13 protein-coding genes, 2 tRNA genes and 7 pseudogenes are annotated in these 20,842 nt (G+C 56.4%); 6 read left to right on the top strand and 16 right to left on the bottom strand.

Features of this window, described 5'->3' with window-relative positions; all coding sequences use genetic code 11:
- Positions 1 to 27 precede the first annotated feature (27 nt).
- From N7E01_RS13070 to N7E01_RS13055, 5 genes and pseudogenes are all read right to left on the bottom strand, one after another.
- Positions 28 to 1,557 carry an ABC transporter substrate-binding protein gene (locus N7E01_RS13070; RefSeq protein WP_289173172.1) on the bottom strand — a complete coding sequence of 510 codons (1,530 nt, stop codon included), beginning with the start codon at positions 1,555 to 1,557 and terminating at the stop codon, positions 28 to 30.
- A 128-nt stretch (positions 1,558 to 1,685) separates the two neighbouring features.
- A complete protein-coding gene (locus tag N7E01_RS13065) occupies positions 1,686 to 2,054 on the bottom strand; it encodes a hypothetical protein (protein WP_289173171.1) in 369 nt (122 codons plus the stop codon).
- A gap of 365 nt (positions 2,055 to 2,419) precedes the next feature.
- Positions 2,420 to 2,521: pseudogene (locus N7E01_RS18975) on the bottom strand (hypothetical protein); the annotation flags it as partial.
- 34 nt (positions 2,522 to 2,555) lie between these two features.
- Positions 2,556 to 2,774, bottom strand: coding sequence for a hypothetical protein (locus N7E01_RS13060; protein ID WP_289173170.1), 219 nt, complete (start codon positions 2,772 to 2,774; stop codon positions 2,556 to 2,558).
- 10 nt (positions 2,775 to 2,784) lie between these two features.
- Complete coding sequence (locus N7E01_RS13055; RefSeq protein WP_289173169.1) at positions 2,785 to 3,225, bottom strand: phytoene desaturase family protein; 441 nt, start codon at positions 3,223 to 3,225, stop codon at positions 2,785 to 2,787.
- A gap of 209 nt (positions 3,226 to 3,434) precedes the next feature.
- On the opposite strand from N7E01_RS13055, the gene N7E01_RS13050 reads away from it, so the two are divergent.
- A tRNA-Leu gene (locus N7E01_RS13050) sits at positions 3,435 to 3,520 on the top strand.
- Between the two features lie 304 nt (positions 3,521 to 3,824).
- Positions 3,825 to 5,882, top strand: a complete 2,058-nt coding sequence (locus tag N7E01_RS13045) for a methyl-accepting chemotaxis protein (protein WP_289173168.1) — start codon at positions 3,825 to 3,827, stop codon at positions 5,880 to 5,882.
- On the opposite strand, the gene N7E01_RS13040 is transcribed toward N7E01_RS13045, so the two are convergent.
- The 3 genes and pseudogenes from N7E01_RS13040 to rpsO all read right to left on the bottom strand — a co-directional run bounded on the left by N7E01_RS13040 (position 5,860) and on the right by rpsO (position 9,240).
- Positions 5,860 to 6,507: a carbonic anhydrase gene (locus tag N7E01_RS13040; RefSeq protein ID WP_289173167.1), complete on the bottom strand. Its 648-nt coding sequence runs from the start codon at positions 6,505 to 6,507 to the stop codon at positions 5,860 to 5,862. The genes N7E01_RS13045 and N7E01_RS13040 overlap by 23 nt on opposite strands.
- A 123-nt stretch (positions 6,508 to 6,630) precedes the next feature.
- Positions 6,631 to 8,782, bottom strand: a pseudogene (pnp, locus tag N7E01_RS13035) (polyribonucleotide nucleotidyltransferase).
- A 93-nt stretch (positions 8,783 to 8,875) separates the two neighbouring features.
- A pseudogene (gene rpsO, locus N7E01_RS13030) lies at positions 8,876 to 9,240 on the bottom strand (30S ribosomal protein S15).
- Between the two features lie 98 nt (positions 9,241 to 9,338).
- Here rpsO and N7E01_RS13025 point away from each other — a divergent pair.
- Positions 9,339 to 9,894: pseudogene (locus N7E01_RS13025) on the top strand (hypothetical protein).
- 82 nt (positions 9,895 to 9,976) lie between these two features.
- Here the strand turns inward: N7E01_RS13025 and pssA are convergent.
- From pssA to N7E01_RS13000, 5 genes and pseudogenes are all read right to left on the bottom strand, one after another.
- Positions 9,977 to 10,734 (bottom strand): annotated as a pseudogene (pssA, locus tag N7E01_RS13020) (CDP-diacylglycerol--serine O-phosphatidyltransferase).
- Positions 10,735 to 10,775: 41 nt separating this feature from the next.
- Positions 10,776 to 11,438, bottom strand: a complete 663-nt coding sequence (locus N7E01_RS13015) for a phosphatidylserine decarboxylase (protein WP_289173166.1) — start codon at positions 11,436 to 11,438, stop codon at positions 10,776 to 10,778.
- Positions 11,439 to 11,520: 82 nt separating this feature from the next.
- Positions 11,521 to 12,540, bottom strand: a complete 1,020-nt coding sequence (gene ilvC / locus N7E01_RS13010) for a ketol-acid reductoisomerase (protein WP_289175813.1) — start codon at positions 12,538 to 12,540, stop codon at positions 11,521 to 11,523.
- 100 nt (positions 12,541 to 12,640) lie between these two features.
- Positions 12,641 to 13,132, bottom strand: a complete 492-nt coding sequence (gene ilvN / locus N7E01_RS13005; RefSeq protein WP_289173165.1) for an acetolactate synthase small subunit — start codon at positions 13,130 to 13,132, stop codon at positions 12,641 to 12,643.
- Between the two features lie 10 nt (positions 13,133 to 13,142).
- Positions 13,143 to 14,867: an acetolactate synthase 3 catalytic subunit gene (locus N7E01_RS13000; protein WP_289173164.1), complete on the bottom strand. Its 1,725-nt coding sequence runs from the start codon at positions 14,865 to 14,867 to the stop codon at positions 13,143 to 13,145.
- Between the two features lie 572 nt (positions 14,868 to 15,439).
- Here N7E01_RS13000 and N7E01_RS18970 point away from each other — a divergent pair.
- Both N7E01_RS18970 and N7E01_RS18965 read left to right on the top strand, forming a co-directional pair.
- A pseudogene (locus N7E01_RS18970) lies at positions 15,440 to 16,422 on the top strand (FUSC family membrane protein); the annotation flags it as partial.
- A 180-nt stretch (positions 16,423 to 16,602) separates the two neighbouring features.
- Positions 16,603 to 17,652: an FUSC family protein gene (locus N7E01_RS18965; protein WP_350495039.1), complete on the top strand. Its 1,050-nt coding sequence runs from the start codon at positions 16,603 to 16,605 to the stop codon at positions 17,650 to 17,652.
- Between the two features lie 16 nt (positions 17,653 to 17,668).
- Here the strand turns inward: N7E01_RS18965 and N7E01_RS12990 are convergent, their stop codons facing one another.
- The 3 genes and pseudogenes from N7E01_RS12990 to N7E01_RS12980 form a co-directional block, all read right to left on the bottom strand.
- A complete protein-coding gene (locus tag N7E01_RS12990) occupies positions 17,669 to 18,895 on the bottom strand; it encodes an MFS transporter (protein WP_289173163.1) in 1,227 nt (408 codons plus the stop codon).
- A gap of 9 nt (positions 18,896 to 18,904) precedes the next feature.
- Positions 18,905 to 19,677, bottom strand: a pseudogene (yaaA, locus tag N7E01_RS12985) (peroxide stress protein YaaA).
- A gap of 137 nt (positions 19,678 to 19,814) precedes the next feature.
- Positions 19,815 to 20,597: a 3-hydroxybutyrate dehydrogenase gene (locus N7E01_RS12980; protein WP_289173162.1), complete on the bottom strand. Its 783-nt coding sequence runs from the start codon at positions 20,595 to 20,597 to the stop codon at positions 19,815 to 19,817.
- 139 nt (positions 20,598 to 20,736) lie between these two features.
- Here N7E01_RS12980 and N7E01_RS12975 point away from each other — a divergent pair.
- A tRNA-Ser gene (locus N7E01_RS12975) sits at positions 20,737 to 20,826 on the top strand.
- Positions 20,827 to 20,842 lie beyond the last annotated feature (16 nt).

The raw sequence follows: 20,842 nt of genomic DNA, 5'->3' as shown, positions 1-20,842 counted from the left end.
CCACCCGCAACGGCATGAAGCGTTATATCAAGCCGGCTTGATCGACTGCGGCGTGACATCGCCCGCCGCGTTCGGGGGCACCACGACCTTGTCGGAATGGATGACAGGCAAGACGTACTGAATCAACGGAATGACATAACCGTTTTGCATGATGTACTCGCTGACATCACGCCAGCCCTTGATACGCTCTTTTTCATCGGCAATTACCCACAACGGCGCAATTTTTTCGATCAGATCGGGCGAATCCCAGACCGAGTGCGGCGACGGGCCGAACATCGAGTGACCGGTAGACGTTGTGGGGTCACCAATCGCGTTGCCCCAGTTGTAGAACGCCGCCGGAGCCAGGGCATCGGCAGGACGCAGTTCAAAGTGCTTGGCCATTTCGTAGATCTCGATTTCGGCATCGATACCGACACGGCGCCACATGCCGACAATCGCCTGGATCATCTCGTAGTCTTTGGGCTTGTAACCGCGTGTGGTCTGAATCTTGAATTTGACCGGTTTTTCAGGTGAATACCCGGACGCAGCAAGCAGCTCTTTGGCCTTTTCAGGGTTGTATTCGAATTTGAGGTTGGGATCAAACGCATCGTATTCGGGCGCATCAAGCGTCGACAGGGGCACACCATAGCCGCGCAGCAGACGGTCAACAATAAGTTTCTTGTCGATGGCATGATGAGCCGCCAGGCGGACGTTCTTGTCGAGCATCGGGCCAACGTCATTCAGGAAGATCATGCCGATGTCGGCGATCGGGAATGCCTCGCCCTTGAGACCGGGTTTCTTGCGCAGACGATCGTACTCTTCGTACGGAATTTCCATGGTGACGTGCGCGTTGCCGGACTCGACTTCAGCCACACGGCTGGCCGCATCGGGCACGAACTTGATGGTTACGACGTCGAATGCCGGCTTTGGACCCCAGTAATCTTTGTGAGCCACCAGACGCACGTAGGCACCACGCTCGTAGGCGTCTACCTTGTACGGACCGCTGCCAATCGGCGCCTTTTCAAAACCTTCGGCACCGACGCGCTCGTAGTAGGCTTTGGGCATCACGTAACCCGTCAGGAACGCCATCCATTTGAAAATAGTGGGTTCAAACTGGGTCAGGTCAGCGGTAACCACATTGCCATTGGCCTGGATATTGGTAAGATTCTTCCAGACGAAATTGCCCGGGTTGCCGGTTGCGGGATCGCCGGCACGCTGCAGTGACCATGCCACATCTTCTGCGGTAAGGTCGGAACCATCGTGCCACTTCACACCGTCACGAACCACCATGCGCACCTTGGTGTTGTTATCGGTAAAACCCCACTCGGTCAAAATGCCGGGCGCAAAGCTGAGGTCAGGATTCTGCTGGATAAAGTGATCAAAAACCGACAAATACAAGGCCTGGATCTTGGGGCTCACGCCATTGGGACCCGTGGTGGGGTCCCAGCTGGGGATACCCGTGCTGTAGGCGATGACCAGGTCTTTGCCCGCTTGCTGGGCAAAGGCTGGCATGCCAATGGCTGAAACGCCTGCAGCGGCCAGGCTAAGCTGCAAAAAGTCGCGTCTGGTATGAGTCATGGATAACTTCCTTTAGTGGGGGACGATGGCTTTGCGCCTGTTAATTTTGTTTACAAAGCGCAAAGCCGTATTTCGTTTTACATATTAAAGGTTGAAGATTGAACTACCCACTGGTGTTAACCCGATAATTAGCGTAAATCCTGAGCCACCATGAAGCCTGAGCCTGCGCCGGTGCCACCACCCGGCCAGACGGCGGCCCCCACCATGAACAGCCCCTTCACCGGGGTGTGGCCATCGGCAAATCCGCGTACCGGACGGAACAGGAAATTCTGTGACAAATGATGCGACCCGCAGACCTGATCACCACCCACGAGATTCGGATTCTCGGCCTCAAGGTCGAGTGGTGAAACCACGTGGCGACCCAGCACCTGCCCGGCCAGCCCCGGGGCATACTGTTCAATCTGGGCAATGACCCGGTCAGCGTACGCTTCTTTGATGTCAGCCCAATGACGCCCCTGGATCTGGCCTGCGGCGTCACCACGGATTTCTGCAGGCAAGCAACGCACCTGAACCCATAGCGTATGCTGCCCTTCCGGCGCGCGCGAGGGTCAAACACCGTAGGCTGCCCCACCACCAATACGGGTGCATCAGGCAGCAGACCCGCCATCGCCTGCTGATACGTACGCGACAGGTCATCCAGCGTCGGCCCGATATGAACGTAGGCAAACTTGCGCAACGCCCCGGCCTGCCAGTTCGGCAAATCAGACAATGCCAGATGAATCATCATGGTGCCTGGCGCATGCCTGAAATCCTTCATGCCACGATCGAAACGACGGTCGGTCGTTTGCCCTGACAAAAGCCGCATCAAGAGGCCCGGAGCCACATTGGCAATCACACGATCAGCCGGCAGCGACTCACCACCGGCCAGCACCACGCCTTTGACAACGCCCGCCTGAACATCGATACGGGTCACCTCGGCGCTGCACCTGACCTGACCGCCACGCGATTCAATAACCTTGACCAAGGCCCGGGTAACCGTGTCTGCGCCCCTTTCCCGATCACCATGCCCATGGCCTGCCCGGCAAAACTTTCCAGGAACGGAAAAATGGCCCCACCGGAAATATCCGGTGCAAAATCAAGGTGCAACCCCAGGTGGCCAGCGCCGCATGCAGGCGAGGATCGCGGAACGTCTGCTCAACCCAGTTTCTGGGAGAGGACACCAGCAGTTTCAACAGATCAAGCGTGCCCTCAACCCCTGGCTGCGCAGCACCTGCCAACCCGCCTTGGTCAAGCCCCTTTGGTCATACGCGCAGACAATAGCGACACCAGGGCACCCGCTTTGCCCGGAAATGCCTCAAGACCTGCCTTCCAGGCCGCCTGATCGTCCGGGTCGGGAATCGTGGCCAACGTTTCCTGAAGGTCCATCGACACCCCAAAATAATCACCGCCCGGGAATACGGACGCAAAAGGCCGGTTCACCGGCACAAACTCAAGGCCATGAGTCGCCAGAGTGGCCGCATGCGTCTTGTGAAAGCCTGATCCGGCGAACATCGACAGGTTCATGGCCGCCACATCGTGGCGAAAGCCGGGTAGCGTCAGGGCCTCGGTACGCACCGCGCCGCCCGGACGGTCAAGCCGCTCAAGCACCGTCACGGCATGCCCTTTGAGCGCCAGCTCAGCGGCAGACACCAGCCCGTTGATCCCCGAGCCAATCACAATCACATTCATGGTTACACCCTGTGTTTAATGCATGTTTGAATTTTGCCGCCATACGGCCCAAGCCTGTTTCATCAGGCCGAAGCCGCGATTATGGAACCTGTACGCGCCCCCGACAAGCGTTTCAGCCTTACGTACAGCCCGCCGACGGGCGGGTGCCAACCCCGCAACACGGATCCCATAAAGGATTCACGCCTATTTGTGTCATAATGTCGGCCTTCGCGTCCATGGCGGAATTGGTAGACGCAAGAGACTTAAAATCTCTCGCCCTTTGGGCGTGCCGGTTCGATTCCGGCTGGACGCACCAGTAAACTCAACGACTTGCACGACACTGCCTGTCAGACAATTGCATATGTTCCGCATTATTCCGCAGTCAATGTTCCGCATTTCAAGCAAATCAGCCCACCATTGAGCGGGCTTTTTTGCGTCACGGGCATACCCTTTCTATACCTTCCCTACCAATCTTGTTACCATTGGCAATCGGGATGTCACATACCGCAAACCCGCCAGCTCACGCTGGCTACCTGTTTGCAACGCTTCCATGATCTGACGTTAACCGGGCTGTCCATCAGGCCGGCTCTATAACCATAATCACGAGACACATCAAACCTATGACAATGCTATGGAAACGCCTGGGGCTGGGGCTGAAGCTTTCAGTCACCAACTTTGTTCTTTTCGCGATACTCACCGGCGCCCTGATTTCACTGATCAGCTATTCCGTGTCCAATGCCATCGAATCGCGCGAAGAACGCGAAATGATGGTGCGCAGCACAATGCTCAAAGACCTTATTGCGGCATTCGACTACGATCTGCGTGTCAGAACCCGGAAAATTTCCGAAGCCTTGCACAAGCAATTGGGTGGTCGCCTGGACGTCTCACCGGCGTTCATGGAAATCAACGGACAGAAGGCGCCGATATTCTTGCATGACGGGTTTGTAATCAACGAAACTTACGACCTGGTCGACCAGTTCCGCAACACCACCGGTGCAATGTCAACCATCATGGCGCGGGTCGATAACGATTTCGTACGCATCACCACGGCGCTGGTCAATGAAAAGAATGAACGTGCCGTCGGTACCCTGCTCGACCGCAACAACCCAGGCTATATTGCGGCCATGGCCGGCCAATCGCACACGGGCCTGACCGAACTATTTGGCCGCCAGTACATGACACATTACGAGCCCATCATCGAAAAGGGCAACATCATCGGGCTAACCTTCGTTGGCCTCGATTTCTCCGACTTCCTGACCACCCTCAAAGAGAAAATCAGGGCGTTGAAAGTGGGTGAAACGGGGTATTACTACGTACTGAATGCCACCAAAGGGCCGAAATACGGCGAGCTTGTGATTCACCCTGCCCAAGAGGGGCAAAATGTCATCACGTCGAAAGATGCCGACGGGCGCGAATTCATTCGCGACCTGATGCAACAGCGTGAGGGGTACATGCACTACCCCTGGATCAATACCGCCCTCGGGGAAAAAGCCCCGCGTGAAAAGCTGGTCGCATTCACCTACTACGAACCCTGGGAATGGATCATCGCCGGCGGCACCTACTCTGAAGAGTACACCCGGGAAATCACCGCGCTGATCAACACCTTTATCCTTATCGGCCTGATTGCACTCGTGCTGGTATCGATTCTGTGGTATTGGCTGATCAAGGTCCTGATCGTCAAACCGCTGGGTGCAGTGGGTACCGTCGCAGAAACCATTTCCACCGGCGACCTGACGGTTCAAATGCACATCGACCGCCAGGACGAAATTGGTCACCTGATGGGTTCGATCAACCGAATCACCGAAGGGCTGACCCGCGTTGTCGGCACTGTTCGTGCCGACGCTTATAGCCTGGCCTCTGCCAGTGCGCAAATCGCCCAAGGCAACCAGGACCTTAGCGCACGCACCGAAAGCCAGGCCAGCGCACTAACCGAAACGGCAGCTTCCATGGAAGAGCTGGAAGCCACCGTACGCCAGAATGCCGACAACGCCGGCACAGCAAACCAACTGGCCTCACAGGCCAGCGCTGTCGCTGAACGAGGCGGCCAGGTCGTCTCTGAAGTGGTTGACACCATGCAAGGCATCAATGACTCGTCACGCCGCATCGCCGACATCATCAGCGTTATCGACAGCATCGCGTTCCAGACCAATATTCTGGCGCTGAACGCCGCTGTAGAAGCCGCGCGTGCCGGTGAGCACGGCCAAGGCTTTGCCGTTGTGGCATCAGAAGTGCGCAGCTTGTCTGCGCGCAGTGCGGCGGCCGCCAAAGAAATCCGCGAACTGATCAACGACAGCGTGCAACGCGTTGAAAATGGCACTGAGCTGGTGCATCGGGCCGGCACGACCATGTCAGAAGTCGTACAAAGTATCCAGCGCGTGACCGACATCATGCGTGAAATCAGCGCGGCCAGCACCGAACAGCAACAAGGGGTCGGCCAGATCGCCGATGCCGTTACGCAAATGGACCAGGCCGTCCAGCAGAACTCGGCGCTGGTTGAAGAAATGGCCGCTGCGGCCGCCAGCCTGCGCGAGCAATCAGATGACCTGGTCGAGGCCGTCTCTGTTTTCCGCCTTGACCAGAACGACCACCAGGGCGGGGGCAACTCCCAGGCCCAGGGCGGCTCTCATGCCCATACCCGGGGCGGCAGCCAACCCACTACCCCACAACTGGCGCATTAAGACACGGCTTGAACTCACCGGTGTCCGGGTTTCGCAAGAACAGGACACCGGTAGCCACACCGAAATAGGTACCGTGCAATTCAAGCTCGCCACGTTCAACACGCCGGCGAATGAACGGAAACGTCATCAGGTTGCGCAAACTCTCTTCAACAACCGCCAGTTCCAGTCGTTTCAGATCATTCTTGTAGTCACCCGTTGACCCGCCCAGACGTTGGGCAACCGGCTCAATCTGCGACATCCATTTACGGATGAAATCACCCTGGCTCAGCGGCTCGGCGCGATCATGAAACGCCTTGATGCCCCCGCACGATGCGTGGCCCAGCACCACAATGTGCTTGACATTCAGACCATTGACGCCGAACTCGATGGCCGCACTGGTGCCATGATGCGACTCGCTACCCGACTCGTAAGGCGGTACAAGATTGGCCACGTTACGGACCACAAACATTTCACCGGGGCCGGCATCAAAAATGACCTCAGGTGAAACCCGCGAATCGCAACAACCAATCAACATGATTTCAGGGTTCTGACCTTTTTCTGCCAGCTTCTGGTAACGGCTGCTTTCAGTCTGGAAGCGGCCGTCAAGAAAACTTTGATAACCTTCGGAAAGCCGGGATGGGAACATGTGTCTGACTCCTTCTGACAATACTCACAAAAAAGGCACAAAAACGCGGCCCGAAGACTGCATTTTTTGTGCCTGCGGCACACGGAACGGGCGCACGAAGACGCCCGTTAGTGGCGATGGATATTACGCCTCGGGGGCTGCCGTCGGCGCAGGGCCGGCCGGGCCGCCTCGGGCTTCAATGCCACCCAACGGTTTCATGGACAAACGCAAACGACCCTTGTCATCGGCCTCGATGACCTTGATCTTGACGGTCTGCCCCACCTTGAGTACGTCATTGATGTTGTTGATACGGTAGTTGGCAATTTCAGAAATGTGCAGCAAGCCATCACGCCCCGGCAAGACCTGAACGATAGCGCCAAAGTCAAGCAGACGTAAAACCGGACCTTCGTAATCTTGACCAACTTCAACGTCGGCGGTCAGTTCTTTGATGCGGCGTTCCGCTTCATGGGCACGATCAAGATCGGCACTGGAAATCGTGATGGTGCCATCATCGCCAATGTCGATTTGCGTTCCGGTTTCTTCGGTCAGGGCACGAATGGTCGCACCACCTTTGCCGATGACATCGCGAATTTTTTCAGGGTTGATCTTAACCGTGATCATGCGGGGTGCAAATGCCGACAACTCGGTGCGGGAGCCATCAATGGCTTCCTGCATCTTGCCCAGAATGTGCAGACGCCCTTCACGGGCCTGGGCCAATGCCACCTGCATGATTTCTTTGGTAATACCCTGGATCTTGATGTCCATTTGCAGCGCGGTAATACCATTGACGGTACCGGCCACTTTGAAATCCATATCGCCCAGGTGGTCTTCATCACCCAGAATGTCGGTCAGTACCGCAAACTTGCCGCCGTCCTTGATCAGGCCCATGGCGACACCGGCCACGTGCTCTTTGACGGGCACGCCGGCATCCATCATGGCCAACGAGCCGCCACAAACCGAAGCCATCGACGACGACCCGTTGGACTCGGTGATTTCGGAAACAATACGGATGGTGTACTGAAATTCATCGGCTGCCGGCAGCGTTGACACCAGCGAACGCTTGGCCAGACGACCATGACCGATTTCACGGCGCTTGGGCACACCAAAACGCCCGGTTTCGCCCGTTGCAAACGGAGGCATGTTGTAGTGCAGCATAAAGCGGTCACGGGACTCGCCCATGATCGAATCGATAATTTGTTCGTCTTGCTTGGTACCCAGTGTGGCAACCACCAGTGCCTGGGTTTCACCACGCGTAAACAGGGCGCTGCCGTGCGCACGGGGCAACACGCCCAGACGGATGCTGATGGGGCGAACCGTACGGGTATCGCGACCATCGATGCGGGGTTCACCCGACAAGATCTGGGTACGCACAATCGCCGATTCGAGGTCGAACAGAATGTTTTCGACCTCGACCGAATCGGGTGCTGCTTCTTCTTTGGCGGCAGCATGCTCTTCGAGCCTGGCCTTGACGTTGGCATAGACAGCGCGCACTGCGTCAGTACGCGCCTGCTTCTCGCGAATTTGATAAGCTGCAACGAGCTCATCCCCTGCGGCCGCTTTGACGGCAGTGATAAGCGCTTCATTTTTGGCAGGCGCCTGCCATTCCCACTCGGGCTTGCCGGCTTCGGCAACCAGATCATGGATGGCATTGATCGCGGCTTGCATCTGGTCATGACCAAATACCACACCGCCCAGCATCAGCTCTTCCGAAAGCTGGCGGGCCTCGGACTCAACCATCAGAACAGCCGCTTCAGTACCCGCAACAATCAGATCCATGTCGGAAGATTTCAGCTGCGATGTAGTCGGGTTCAGCACGTATTGACCATTAATGTAGCCAACACGAGCAGCGCCGATGGGGCCATTGAATGGAATACCGGAAATTGCCAGAGCTGCCGATGCGCCAATCATGGCGGGGATATCGGGATCAACTTCAGGATTAACCGACAAAGTATGAATGATGACCTGGACATCGTTGTAGAACCCTTCCGGGAACAACGGACGCAACGGGCGATCGATAAGGCGGGATGTCAGGGTTTCCTTTTCGGACGGCTTGCCTTCGCGTTTGAAAAACCGCCCGGGATGCGACCGGCTGCATAGGTTTTTTCGACATAATCAACCGTAAGCGGGAAAAATCTTGACCGGGCTTGGCCTTCTTGGCCGCAACAACGGTAGCCAACACAACAGTGTCGTCAACCGAGACAACTACAGCACCACTGGCCTGACGGGCAATTTCGCCCGTTTCAAGTACCACGGTGTGCTGGCCGTACTGAAACGACTTGGTCACTTTATTGAACATTATTGATGATCCTTACAATTAAAAAACCGTGCGCACCACGAGGAGCGCTCGTGGCAGGCACGGTTGTACATCGTGGGGAACCCGCCCCAGATATCACTTACGCAGACCGAGTTTTTCGATCAGTGCGCGATATGCATCGGGGTTACGACCCTTCAGGTAATCAAGCAGCTTGCGACGGCGGCTGACCATACGCAGCAGGCCACGACGCGAGTGGTGATCTTTTTGTGCTCTTTGAAGTGACCGGTCAGTTCGTTGATACGGGCTGTCAGCAATGCAACCTGTACTTCAGGAGAACCTGTGTCGCCCTGGGCGCGCTGGAATTGTGAAACGATGTCGGATTTTTTGATGTCGGCTACGGACATAATTGACCTCTTTGACTGGCGACAGGGCCGAGGTGCCCTGACGTGAATTGAAAAAATACGCGTGTTGCCCCGCAACTTGCGCAAGGCACCCGCCATTATAACGGATTCGGTAGAATTTGCTGGCCGACGCCTTCACAAGATGGCCTGCATGACGCACCGCCCCGGGCAATAGCCTTTCGACTACAGGAACCTCGATGACACACCATACTGTCGCCACCCCGCCCTATCGCCACACTCAACGCTTGCGTCGAATCCTGGCGTGCATTCTGGCCAGCAGCGCCGGTATGGCGCTGACCGCCTGCGTGAGCATCAAGACAGTCACCCCGGGCACCCCGGTTACACAGGTCATACAACAATTCGGTCAACCGACATTGACCTGCCCTCTGGGCACCGGCGGGCAACGGCTGATCTGGAGCCAGCAACCGGGGGACAGGAGGCCTGGGGTACGACTACAGATACTGAAGGCCGTGTCGGCCCGGTCACACAGCTGCTGACCGATGCTCATTTCCAGGTTCTGAACACAGGTACCTGGACCCCTGAGCAGCTGTTGTGCGAATTCGGCCCCCCGCAGAAAAAACAGCAGTGGGGCTACCGTCATCGTTGCAGATTGTCTGGAGCTGGCGCTACATGCAAGATGGCGTGTGGTATTCGCTGATGCATGTTTACCTGGGCCGGGACGGCGAACAGGTAACCCGTTTCCACCCCGGCCCGGACCCCCGTTATGAAGCCGACAGCTGGTGGTGGAATTAAGGATCTGGACCCGGGCCCTGATCTGGGCCCGCACATTATTCAGGTATAACGCGCCGGCATTTCAGCCACCGCATTTTCAGGCTCAGGCGCGACGGGCCCCCAACTGGCGCGCCTTGCGTATACGCCACAACATCACCCCCAACCCGACAGGCCATACACCACAAACAAACCAAACAAGACCAGCGGAGGATCACTGGAGACGAACACAAAAGCCGCCACCACCACCAAAATACCCCAGAACGGGACGCTACGGCCCAAGGCAAATGACTTTCCGCTGTAGAACGGCAAATTGGTCACCATGGCAATACCGGCATAAACCGTCAGGGTAAAACCAACCCAGGCAATGGTGTGGTCTTGCAACGCAAACTTGTTATCGACAGCCAGCCACATATACCCTGCCACCAATGCGGCGGCGGCAGGACTGGGCAAACCTTGAAAAAAACGCTTGTCGACAACCGCAATATTGGTGTTGAAACGGGCCAGACGCAACGCTGCCCCCACCACATAAATAAATGCAGCCAGCCAACCCCAACGCCCGAGCCCCTGCAATGACCACTCGTAGATGATCAGCGCAGGCGCGATACCAAACGAAGTCATGTCGGACAATGAATCATATTGCTCACCAAATGCCGACTGGGTGTTGGTCAGACGGGCGACCCGCCCATCCATCCCGTCAAATACCATCGCCATGAAAATGGCGATGGCCGCCAGTTCATAGCGACCATTGATCGCCTGGACAATGGCATAAAACCCCGCAAACAGGTTAGCCGTCGTGAACGCATTGGGCAGCAGGTAAATGCTGCGTCGGCGCCGGGTTTCGTCGGAAAAGGAATTAGGCATAGTCAGACTCGGGAGAGCGTGTTCGGCAAGCGCTGTCGTACTCAGACAGCGGGCTGTTCGGGCAGTTCGGCCAGAACCGTGCTGGTCGCACTGACCTTGTCACCAATAGAGACACGCGGACGCGACCCCAGAGGCAGGTAAACATCGACCCTCGATCCAAACCGGATGAAGCCATAACGCTGCCCTGCAAACAGTTGGTCACACGGTTTAGCGTAACAAAGAATGCGCTTGGCGACCAGACCAGCGACCTGGACCGCAGTCACCACATGCCCCGATGCAGCGCGAATGACCGTCGCATTCCGCTCGTTTTCGAGCGAAGCCTTGTCGAGCGCGGCATTGACAAACTTGCCAGGAAAATAATCAACGGACACCACCGTGCCCGTCACGGGCGCCCGGTTGGAGTGCACGTTGAAAACATTCATGAACACACTGATCTTGAGCGCACGTCGGCCAGCATAGGTGTCATCGACCTCTTCAACCGCCACAATACGACCATCGGCCGGACTGAGCACATTGTTTTCACCGTCAGGCGCCATACGGGCCGGATCACGGAAAAATTGCAGGACGAACAGCGACAACAGCCAGAAAATGACGGACACCGCCGGCGACCAGAAGGTAACCAGAATGGAAATAGCCACGATACCGGCCAGAAATGGCCAGCCTTCACGGGCAATGATGGGGTGCGGATAGGAAGGTTTGTGCATAGATTAAAAGGCAAAAAAACAGCGGGGCCAGGTCTTGCAAGCCTGGCATGCGACCTGACCCCGCCAGTTTTTAGCCGGAGCGTTAGTTCTTGGACTGGTCAACCAGCTTGTTGGCCGCAATCCAGGGCATCATGGCGCGCAGCTTGCCACCCACCTGTTCGATTTGCGATTCAGCATTGATGCGACGACGCGAAATCAGTGTCGGTGCGCCAGCCTGGTTTTCCAGGATAAAGCTCTTGGCATATTCGCCGGTCTGGATGTCCTTCAGAACCTGACGCATTGCGTTCTTGGTGTCTTCGGTAACGATACGCGGGCCAGTAACATATTCACCATATTCAGCGTTGTTCGAAATCGAGTAGTTCATGTTCGCAATGCCGCCTTCGTAGATCAGGTCGACAATCAGCTTGAGCTCGTGCAGGCACTCGAAGTAAGCCATTTCAGGGGCGTAACCTGCTTCAACCAGTGTTTCAAAACCGGCTTTGATCAGCTCAACAGCACCACCGCACAGAACGGCTTGCTCGCCGAACAAGTCGGTTTCGGTTTCTTCGCGGAAGTTGGTTTCGATGATACCGGCACGGCCGCTACCAATGGCGCTGGCGTACGACAAGGCGATGTCGCGGGCGGAGCCGGATTTGTCTTGATACACAGCAACCAGCGCGGGAACGCCACCACCCTGGCGGTATGTGCCGCGAACAGTGTGACCGGGTGCCTTGGGGGCTACCATGACGACGTCAACGTCGGCGCGAGGCTGAACCTGACCATAGTGAACGTTGAAGCCGTGAGCAAATGCCAGCACAGCCCCAGGCTTGAGGTTGGCGTCAATCTGGGTGCGGTAAACCTGGGCGATGTTTTCGTCAGGCAACAGGATCATGACCAGGTCGGCGCTTTTGACGGCGTCAGCCACTTCAGCCACCTTCAGGCCGGCGTTTTCGGCCTTGGACCAGGACGCACCGTTTTTGCGCAGGCCGACAACGACGTTGACCCCGGATTCGTGCAAGTTCAGGGCATGTGCGTGGCCCTGCGAACCGTAACCAATAATGGCAACCTGTTTGCCCTTGATCAGCGAGAGGTCACAATCTTTGTCGTAAAAACTTTCATTTATAAAGCTCCAAGCATGATTTTTTGGAAACCGCGACGGCGCAGTTTACAAGGATGGTTAAACAATGGCCCGCCACCACAGGCGGGCCAGCGATACGGCATGATTACAATTTTAGAACACGTTCGCCCCGACCGATACCCGAGACACCGGTACGGACGGTTTCAAGAATGGCACTGCGATCGAGGGCACCAATAAAGGCCTCGATCTTGCGCTGGTCTCCGGTGAGTTCGATGGTGTAGCTTTTGTCGGTAACGTCAATGATACGACCACGGAAGATATCCGCCATGCGCTTGATTTCTTCGCGCTCTTTACCTACAGCGCGCACTTTGATCAGCATCAGCTCACGTTCGATGTGCGGACCTTCAGACAAATCAACCACCTTGACCACCTCGATGAGGCGGTTCAGGTGTTTGGTGATTTGCTCGATGACATCGTCAGAACCCTGGGTAACCAGGGTCATGCGCGACAGGGTTTCGTCTTCAGTGGGTGCCACCGTCAGGGTTTCGATGTTGTAGGCACGCGCCGAAAACAGGCCAACCACACGCGACAGCGCACCGGGTTCGTTTTCAAGAAGAATGGAAATTACATGTTTCATGATTCTGTCCTTACAACTCTTCTGAACCCAGCATCATTTCAGTCAGGCCACGGCCGGCCTTGACCATCGGCCAAACGTTCTCGGTCTGGTCAGTAATGAAATCAAGGAAGACCAGGCGGTCTTTGTAGCGGGTAAACGCTTCGCGCAGCGCAGGCTCGACATCGGCAGGCTTGTCAATGCGGATACCCACGTGCCCGTAACTTTCGACCAGTTTGACGAAATCGGGCAAGGCATCAATGTACGATTCGGAATAACGCGAGCCGTAGTCAATTTGCTGCCATTGGCGGACCATGCCCAGATAGCGGTTGTTAAGACACAGGATCTTGGGTGTCAGACCATACTGCTTGCAGGTTGACAGTTCCTGGATGTTCATCTGGATGGAGCCTTCGCCCGTAATGACGGCAACGTCACGCCCGGGGTTGGCCATTTGCGCGCCCATAGCGTAGGGCAAGCCCACACCCATGGTGCCCAAACCACCTGAATTGATCCAGCGACGCGGCTCGTCGAAGCCATAGTACTGCGCCGCCCACATCTGGTGCTGACCCACATCGGATGTAACGATCGCCTGACCACCAGTGACTTCCCAAAGGGTCTGGACAACGAACTGAGGCTTGATGACGCTGCTGGAGTTCTTGAACTTCAGGCACTCTTTTCCGCGCCAGGTCGTGATCTGCTTCCACCAGTCGGCCAGGCGTGCCGCGTCGGTACGCGACTCTGCCGCGGCCATTTGGGCGTACATGGCGTTAAATTCTTGAAGCACGTCTTTGACGCTGCCAACGATGGGCACATCGACCTTGACGCGTTTGGAAATGGACGACGGGTCGATATCGATATGAATGATCTTGCGCTGGTTTTGCGCAAAATGCTTGGGATTGCCAATCACACGATCATCAAAACGTGCACCGACAGCCACCAGCACATCACAGTTCTGCATGGCCATATTGGCTTCATAGGTACCGTGCATACCCGGCATACCAACAAATTTCTCGTCGGTAGAGGGGAATGCCCCCAGGCCCATGAGCGTATTGGTGCAAGGTGCCCCCACGAGCTCGACCAGCTGGCGTAATTCGGAGGAGGCATCAGACAGGACCACACCGCCGCCAGAATAGATCATGGGTCGCTCGGCAGCCAGCAACATTTGTACGGCTTTCTTGATCTGACCCTGATGACCTTTGACGACGGGCGTGTACGAACGCAGCGACACTTCTTCGCGCGGGGCGCTGTACTTGCACGTTGCAACGGTAATGTCTTTCGGAATATCGACCAGCACAGGGCCGGGACGACCGGTTTTGGCAATGTAAAACGCCTTGCGCATGATGTCGGCAAGGTCTTTGACATCACGCACCAGGAAATTGTGCTTCACGCAGGGCCGTGTAATGCCGATGGCATCACACTCCTGGAAAGCATCCTGGCCGATGGCTGTTGTAGCCACCTGACCGCTCAGGATCACCATAGGAATGGAGTCCATGTAAGCCGTTGCAATACCCGTAACCGCATTGGTCAGACCCGGACCGCTGGTCACCAGTGCAACCCCGACCTTGTCGGATGAGCGCGAATAGGCATCGGCCGCATGCACAGCGGCCTGTTCGTGACGAACCAGGATGTGCTTGAAATTATCTTGCTTGTAAATCGCGTCGTAAATGTAGAGGACCGCGCCGCCGGGATAACCGAAAATGTGGTCTACACCTTGTTCGGCGAGGCAGCGTACGACGATATCGGCGCCATTGAGTTCCATAATGTATAAATTCCTTTCGTAACCGGCACTGAAACCCCGACCGGCCTGTTGGCCCGGGTTTTACCAAAGGCGGCAACATAAACTGGCGCTTTGTGATTCACGGAACCACGCCACCCAGATACCTTGCCGTTTCGGCAGACACCCATCGAGATGCAGCACACGCATTCGGGCGAATGCAATAGGTAGAAACGGAAAGCGTTGACACGACGCTTTTGACGTGGCCAACAGCACGTTAAATTCGGCGCAAAAAGCCAGGCGGGTAGGCCTGCACAACTGAACCTTGCACAACCCGCCGATGGTATTAGGCGAGCTAGTCCACTAATTTACCGCGTTGCAGCAACGGAATCAAATAGCAATGCCCTTTATGACAATGATGCGATGGTGAATGCGGCATAAAAGGCACGAAAATTGCTTCAGCTTATTTCAAACACGCGTGAATCGCTTCCGGCACTCAGGCGTGGACACGGAATACCCCCTCAGAACCTGGCGAAGCTGTCGTATCATTTCAGACAACTGCGGGGTTGTCTGGGTCAACCCACCTTTAACCCCTACTCTTTCCGCATCACTGAAAAATGACCGTCACCCTGCCGCTTCTGCAACGCTTCTTCTACAGCCACTATTTTTTTGGCGGGTTACGACAGGCCACCGGCGTGATCATTCCGGCCCTGTTCGGGGGCATGGTTCTGGGCGAATATGCGCTGGGCATGGTGGCCTCGATTGGCGCCGCCTGCGTTGCCGTGATCGACCAACCCGGCAGCCCACGCCGCTATAGCGTAAACACCATGCTGGGCGCCGTCTTGCTGGGCACAACCACTACCATCATCACAGGGCTGAGCGCTTCCCACGACACCCTGATCTGGTTCGTCATTCCGGGCTTGTGCTTTTTGTTCTCGATGTTCACGGTTTACGGCCGCCAGGGTGGCCTGATGGGTTACGCCTGCCTGTTCATCATGACCCTGACCATGCGCGAGGCACTGGCCCCCACGATGTCCTGGTGCATTCATTCAGTTCTTTTTGCGGCGGGCTGTTCTATTTCATTTACAGCAGCACCGTACACAAAATCTTCTGGCACCGCGAAGAACAACAAGCCTTATCGGTTGCCCTGTTTGCCACCGCCGATTACGTCGACGGCCGATCGCGCCTCTATGACGTCCATGCCGATCTTGAAGCATCTTACCGGGACCTGATGCGCAAGCAATCGGCGATGACCGAAAGCCAGCAAGCCGCGCGCAATACCGTTCTGCGTGAACTGCCAACCGGGAAATCGCGCTCGGACCGCCAACGCTATGCCGCCCTCAACATTTTCATCGACATGGTCGCCCTGCTGGATACGCTGGTGGCCACACAAACCGATTACAGCACCCTGCACCGCACCTTGCCCGAAAGCGATTTTTTATTGTTCGCACGCGATGCGCTGCGCAAACTGGCCAACAATGTCAGGCAGGTGGCGCTGGATGTCGCACGCGACCGGGCAGTAACAGAGCGCAGCAGTGTCAAAGCCGAGATCCGTGCCATGGAGTACGAACTGGAACAATACCGCCAGCAAGGCCTGAGCGAATCCAGCCCGGAAGTCTATGCCCTGCTGGTTCAGGTGCTGCGACGCCTTCGCAACGCCACACGAATCGTTGAACGACTTTCAGAGCATACCCAGCCCGAAGCCAGCCTCAAGCTGGTGGATACCCGTCTGGACAAGACCCTGGGCCGTTTCCTGTCGCACAATGAACTTCGCCTGGGCATGATCACCAGCAACCTGCGCCTGGACTCGCCCAGCTTTCGCTATTCAGTTCGGGTCGCCATTGCCGCCACGCTAGGCCTGCTGATTGATGCGGTTCTGACGGCACTGATGACAACCAGCGACGGCAGTGCCGCCCTTGAAATTCACGGCTACTGGATCATCCTGACCACGGTGGTGGTCATGAAACCGGGTTACGCCCTGACGCGGCAACGCAACCTGTTCCGTCTGGCCGGAACCTTTATCGGCTGCATGTTGGCCTTGCTCGTATTCAATTTTGAACCCAGCCTGAATATGTATTTCACCATTCTGGTCACCGCCTGCATCCTGGGCTACAGCATGGTGCAGGTCAACTTCATGATCTCCGGCGCACTGAATACATTGTGCATTTTGCTGGCCTTTCACCTTATTTCGCCCGCCACCAACTTCCTGATTGGCGAACGCCTTATCGACACACTGATCGGCAGCGCATTGGCCTTGGGCTGCAGCTATATCTTGCCCTGGTGGGAACACAACTTCATGGGGTCGTTGGCTACCGCCGCCAAAAACGCCAATGCCCGCTTTTTCAGGGCGGGCATGCACTACGCGGCACTGGGTCGCCAACTGATCCAGGACACCACCCTTGACGCAGACACGCGCCAGCGCCTGACGCGTGAACTGGAAGAGGCCGATGTCGCCTGGCGCCTGACCCGCAAAAACGCCTACATTGCTTTGGGCAACTTCACGGCAGCGTTCTACCGCATGATGTCAGAGCCCGCCAGCCGACAACGCAATGTGCCCGAACTGAATCACCTCCTGATCCAGAATCACCTGCTGGCGTCGCAAATCAGTGCCGCAATACCGCTACTGGCACAGCTGCCGGAAATCCCGCCCGGAATTCAACAATCGCTGGAAGCCATTGAACAGTTCCTTGACGACCATGAGGGCAACCCGCCGCAATCGATTGAAACCGAAGGCGAACTGGCCGCACTGGCTTACCCGATGCGTCAGATGGTCAAGGCCACCCAGCTGATCCGGCAGGAAATGCGGGCATTGCAGCCCGCAACAGCCTGAACCCCGCAAGCGCGGTTTAACCTTCCCTGATTGGCTTGGGAGACTGGCTGGCAAAGTACCAGATGCCGGCCGCGACCTGCAGTGCAAGGACAAGCGCCCAGGCCACAATGTGCGCCTGCGCCGGGTACACCCCGGGCGCAACGGGCTGCCACAACTCGATAACCCAGCCGATGGCGTTCTGGAACGCGAAAATAAGGAAGAACACCAGCATATTGGATGTTGTGGCCACACGCCCCAGCATAGTGCGCGGGAACGTTTCCACCAGCACGGCGTAAATCAGGGTGTTGGTCCCGCCCAGAAATCCGTAGGCGGCCCAGAACACCGACTGGGGCAACGGCGCTCCGGCCAAGATCAACAGTTGAACCACTACCAGCAACGCCAGCAACAAACCCGTGAAATGATAAAGGCCGATACCGAGCTTTTCGACACGGCGCGCCACCAGTCCTGACGCCGCACTGCCCACCACGGCAGAAATGCCCAGCAATGACACCAGGCCATCAACCGTTGACTGCGGCAGGTGATTCACATCCAGAAGAAACGGCTTGACCCACAACGACTGGACCGCATAGAACGTACTGGCAACAACCGCCGGGAAAAGCAGAATCTGCCAGAACACGCGACTACCGGCAATTTCAAGGGTGCCTTTCAACTGCTCCTTCATCGAGGGCCGTTTGCGCCCCTGCAACGGCCCGGTATCTTTCACACCAAACAACAACAAACACGATACCACCACCGTAAACCCGGCCAGCCACAGACTGGCGCTACGCCACGTCACCACATCCAGCGCCAGCGAGAGCGGCGTACCCACTACCGCACCGCCCAACCCGCCAATGGCGACCACCGCCCCGTTAATCATGGGTAGCCGGTGCATCGGAAACGTGAACGCCATGGCCTGCATTGCTGCTCCCAGACACACCGCGACCCCTATACCGATAACCAGCCGCCCCAGCATCAGCCCCCACATCGAGTCGCTTAGACCAAAGATCACGGAACCTGCTGCAGCAAACAAAATCAGTACGCCGTTGACGCGACGGGGGCCCCAGGTGTCCAACGCTGCACCAACGGGAATTTGCGTCATGGCAAAGCCCAGAAAATACAGACTGGTCAGGACCCCAAGATCAGCCGCCGACAAACCGATTTCAGACGTCAGAAACGTAGAAAACCCGATGTTGACGCCACGGTACAGATACGAGACAAAATAACCCAGGGAAAAGAACAGGAAAATACGGGATGCGTTGCTCATGCGAAACCGTCACTGTTCCGGCCGACGAAACACAAGCTTCAGATCGGTGGAGGCCTCTGGATAAAACGCATAGCCGTCAACGTTGAACCCCTTGAGTTGTTCGGGCTCATCAATGCGATGATCAACAATGTACCGGGCCATCAACCCCCGGGCACGCTTGGCATAAAAACTGATGATTTTCCAGGTGCCGTTTTTTCGTCCTGGAACACACACTGCACCACCCTGGCCTTAAGAACCTTCTGATCAACCGACCTGAAATACTCTTCTGAGGCCAAGTTGACGATAACATCAGAACCTTGCTGCGCCAGACTCTGATTAAGGTATTCGGCAATTTCCGTGCCCCAATAGTCATACAGGTTTTTGCCCTTCCCGGTTGCCAGCCGCGTGCCCATTTCAAGACGATACGGTTGCATCAGATCAAGCGGGCGCAGAACACCATACAACCCGCTAAGAATGGCGACGTGCTGCTGCGCCCAGTCAAGCTGGTCGTCAGACAACGTAGCGGCGTCCAGGCCTTCATACACATCACCATTGAACGCCAGCACCGCTTGCCTTGAATTGGTTTGCGTAAACTTCGGCTCCCAAGCCTGGTAACGCTCAACATTCAGCCGGGCCAGCGTATCGCTCAAGCTCATCAAGCCGGAAATTTCTGTCGCCGACTTCTGGCGCAATACGTCAATAAGGCCCTGTGCCTGCAGCACAAACTGAGGTTGAGAATGTTTGGTCGTACGAACGGGCGAATCGTAATCGAGTTTTTTTGCGGGTGAAAGCACTACCAGCATGACGGACTCCTGAAGACATAACAGGTAAGGGCGGCGCGCTTGTCCGGCACGCTCGCATCAATTAATAGTTGGGTGGCCCCAGTTCCACGCGCGAAGCCCCTCGTTTTTTCAGGGGCTGACAGGTCGCGATGAAACGCTCAGCGGGCGGTCCAGCCGCCATCCATGGACAGGCTGGTGCCAGTCATCTGTGCGGCTGCATCGGAACACAGGAATACGGCCGCAGCACCGAGCTGCTCGGGAGAAACAAACTGCAAGGACGGCTGCTTTTCTGACAGCAGCTCTTTGGCCGCGGTTTCAATATCGGTACCGTTTTTGGCCGCCATGGCTTCAATCTGACGCTCGACCAGCGGCGTGCGCACCCAACCCGGGCAAATCGCATTGGCCGTCACCCCATTGCCGGCGTTTTCAAGCGCTATCACTTTAGTCAAACCCACAACGCCATGCTTGGCAGCCACGTACGCCGACTTCTGGGCAGAAGCCACCAGTCCATGCGCTGACGCGATGTTGATGATCCGCCCCCATCCCTGCGTCTTCATGTGAGGCAAGGCCGCTGCCGTGCCATGAAATACGGCGGACAGATTCAGTGCAATGACGGCATCCCAGCGATCAATCGGAAAGTTTTCGATAAGATCGGTGTGCTGGATACCGGCATTATTCACCAGAATATCGATGCCACCCAAAGCGGAAACGGAATCTTCAATGAACTGGCGTGTCGATTGCGCCTGCGACAGATCGGCCTGGATGAAGCGGGCCTTGACCCCAAACTCAAGTTCAATATTCAAGCGCTCTTTTTCAATCGCCTGCGGGTCTCCGAAGCCGTTGAGAACGACATCGGCCCCGTTCGACGCCAGCGCCCGGGCGATACCCAGACCAATACCGCTGGTTGAACCCGTAATGACTGCGCGCTTGCCTGACAACATACTGCTCCCCTGTTCAAAATGGAGGTGGTATTTGATGAATAACAGGCCTGTATTCTATAAGAGTTGCCTGAACAGGCCCGCGTGCAGAATATTTTTTGATCTGTTAGAATTGCGGACTTGCTGGCAAAGACCGCAACCCGGACAGGTGGCAGAGTGGTCGAATGTACCTGACTCGAAATCAGGCGTACGTGCAAGCGTACCGTGGGTTCGAATCCCACCCTGTCCGCCAGCAAACCTCATTCAAG

This window comes from Neopusillimonas aromaticivorans, assembly GCF_030344915.1.
GTDB lineage: Bacteria > Pseudomonadota > Gammaproteobacteria > Burkholderiales > Burkholderiaceae_B > Neopusillimonas > Neopusillimonas aromaticivorans.
Note: the sequence above shows the minus strand (reverse complement) of the source record. Positions and strands in the feature narration are given on the sequence as shown.

Bases quoted from the DNA above. Each gene is read 5' to 3' on its own strand.
- N7E01_RS13070 (WP_289173172.1), bottom strand. From the start codon at position 1,557: ATGACTCATACCAGACGCGACTTTTTGCAGCTTAGCCTGGCCGCTGCA.
- N7E01_RS13055 (WP_289173169.1), bottom strand. From the start codon at position 3,225: ATGAATGTGATTGTGATTGGCTCGGGGATCAACGGGCTGGTGTCTGCC.
- N7E01_RS13045 (WP_289173168.1), top strand. From the start codon at position 3,825: ATGACAATGCTATGGAAACGCCTGGGGCTGGGGCTGAAGCTTTCAGTC.
- N7E01_RS13040 (WP_289173167.1), bottom strand. From the start codon at position 6,507: ATGTTCCCATCCCGGCTTTCCGAAGGTTATCAAAGTTTTCTTGACGGC.
- N7E01_RS13015 (WP_289173166.1), bottom strand. From the start codon at position 11,438: ATGCACAAACCTTCCTATCCGCACCCCATCATTGCCCGTGAAGGCTGG.
- ilvN (WP_289173165.1), bottom strand. From the start codon at position 13,132: ATGAAACATGTAATTTCCATTCTTCTTGAAAACGAACCCGGTGCGCTG.
- N7E01_RS13000 (WP_289173164.1), bottom strand. From the start codon at position 14,867: ATGGAACTCAATGGCGCCGATATCGTCGTACGCTGCCTCGCCGAACAA.
- N7E01_RS18965 (WP_350495039.1), top strand. From the start codon at position 16,603: ATGATCACCAGCAACCTGCGCCTGGACTCGCCCAGCTTTCGCTATTCA.
- N7E01_RS12990 (WP_289173163.1), bottom strand. From the start codon at position 18,895: ATGAGCAACGCATCCCGTATTTTCCTGTTCTTTTCCCTGGGTTATTTT.
- N7E01_RS12980 (WP_289173162.1), bottom strand. From the start codon at position 20,597: ATGTTGTCAGGCAAGCGCGCAGTCATTACGGGTTCAACCAGCGGTATT.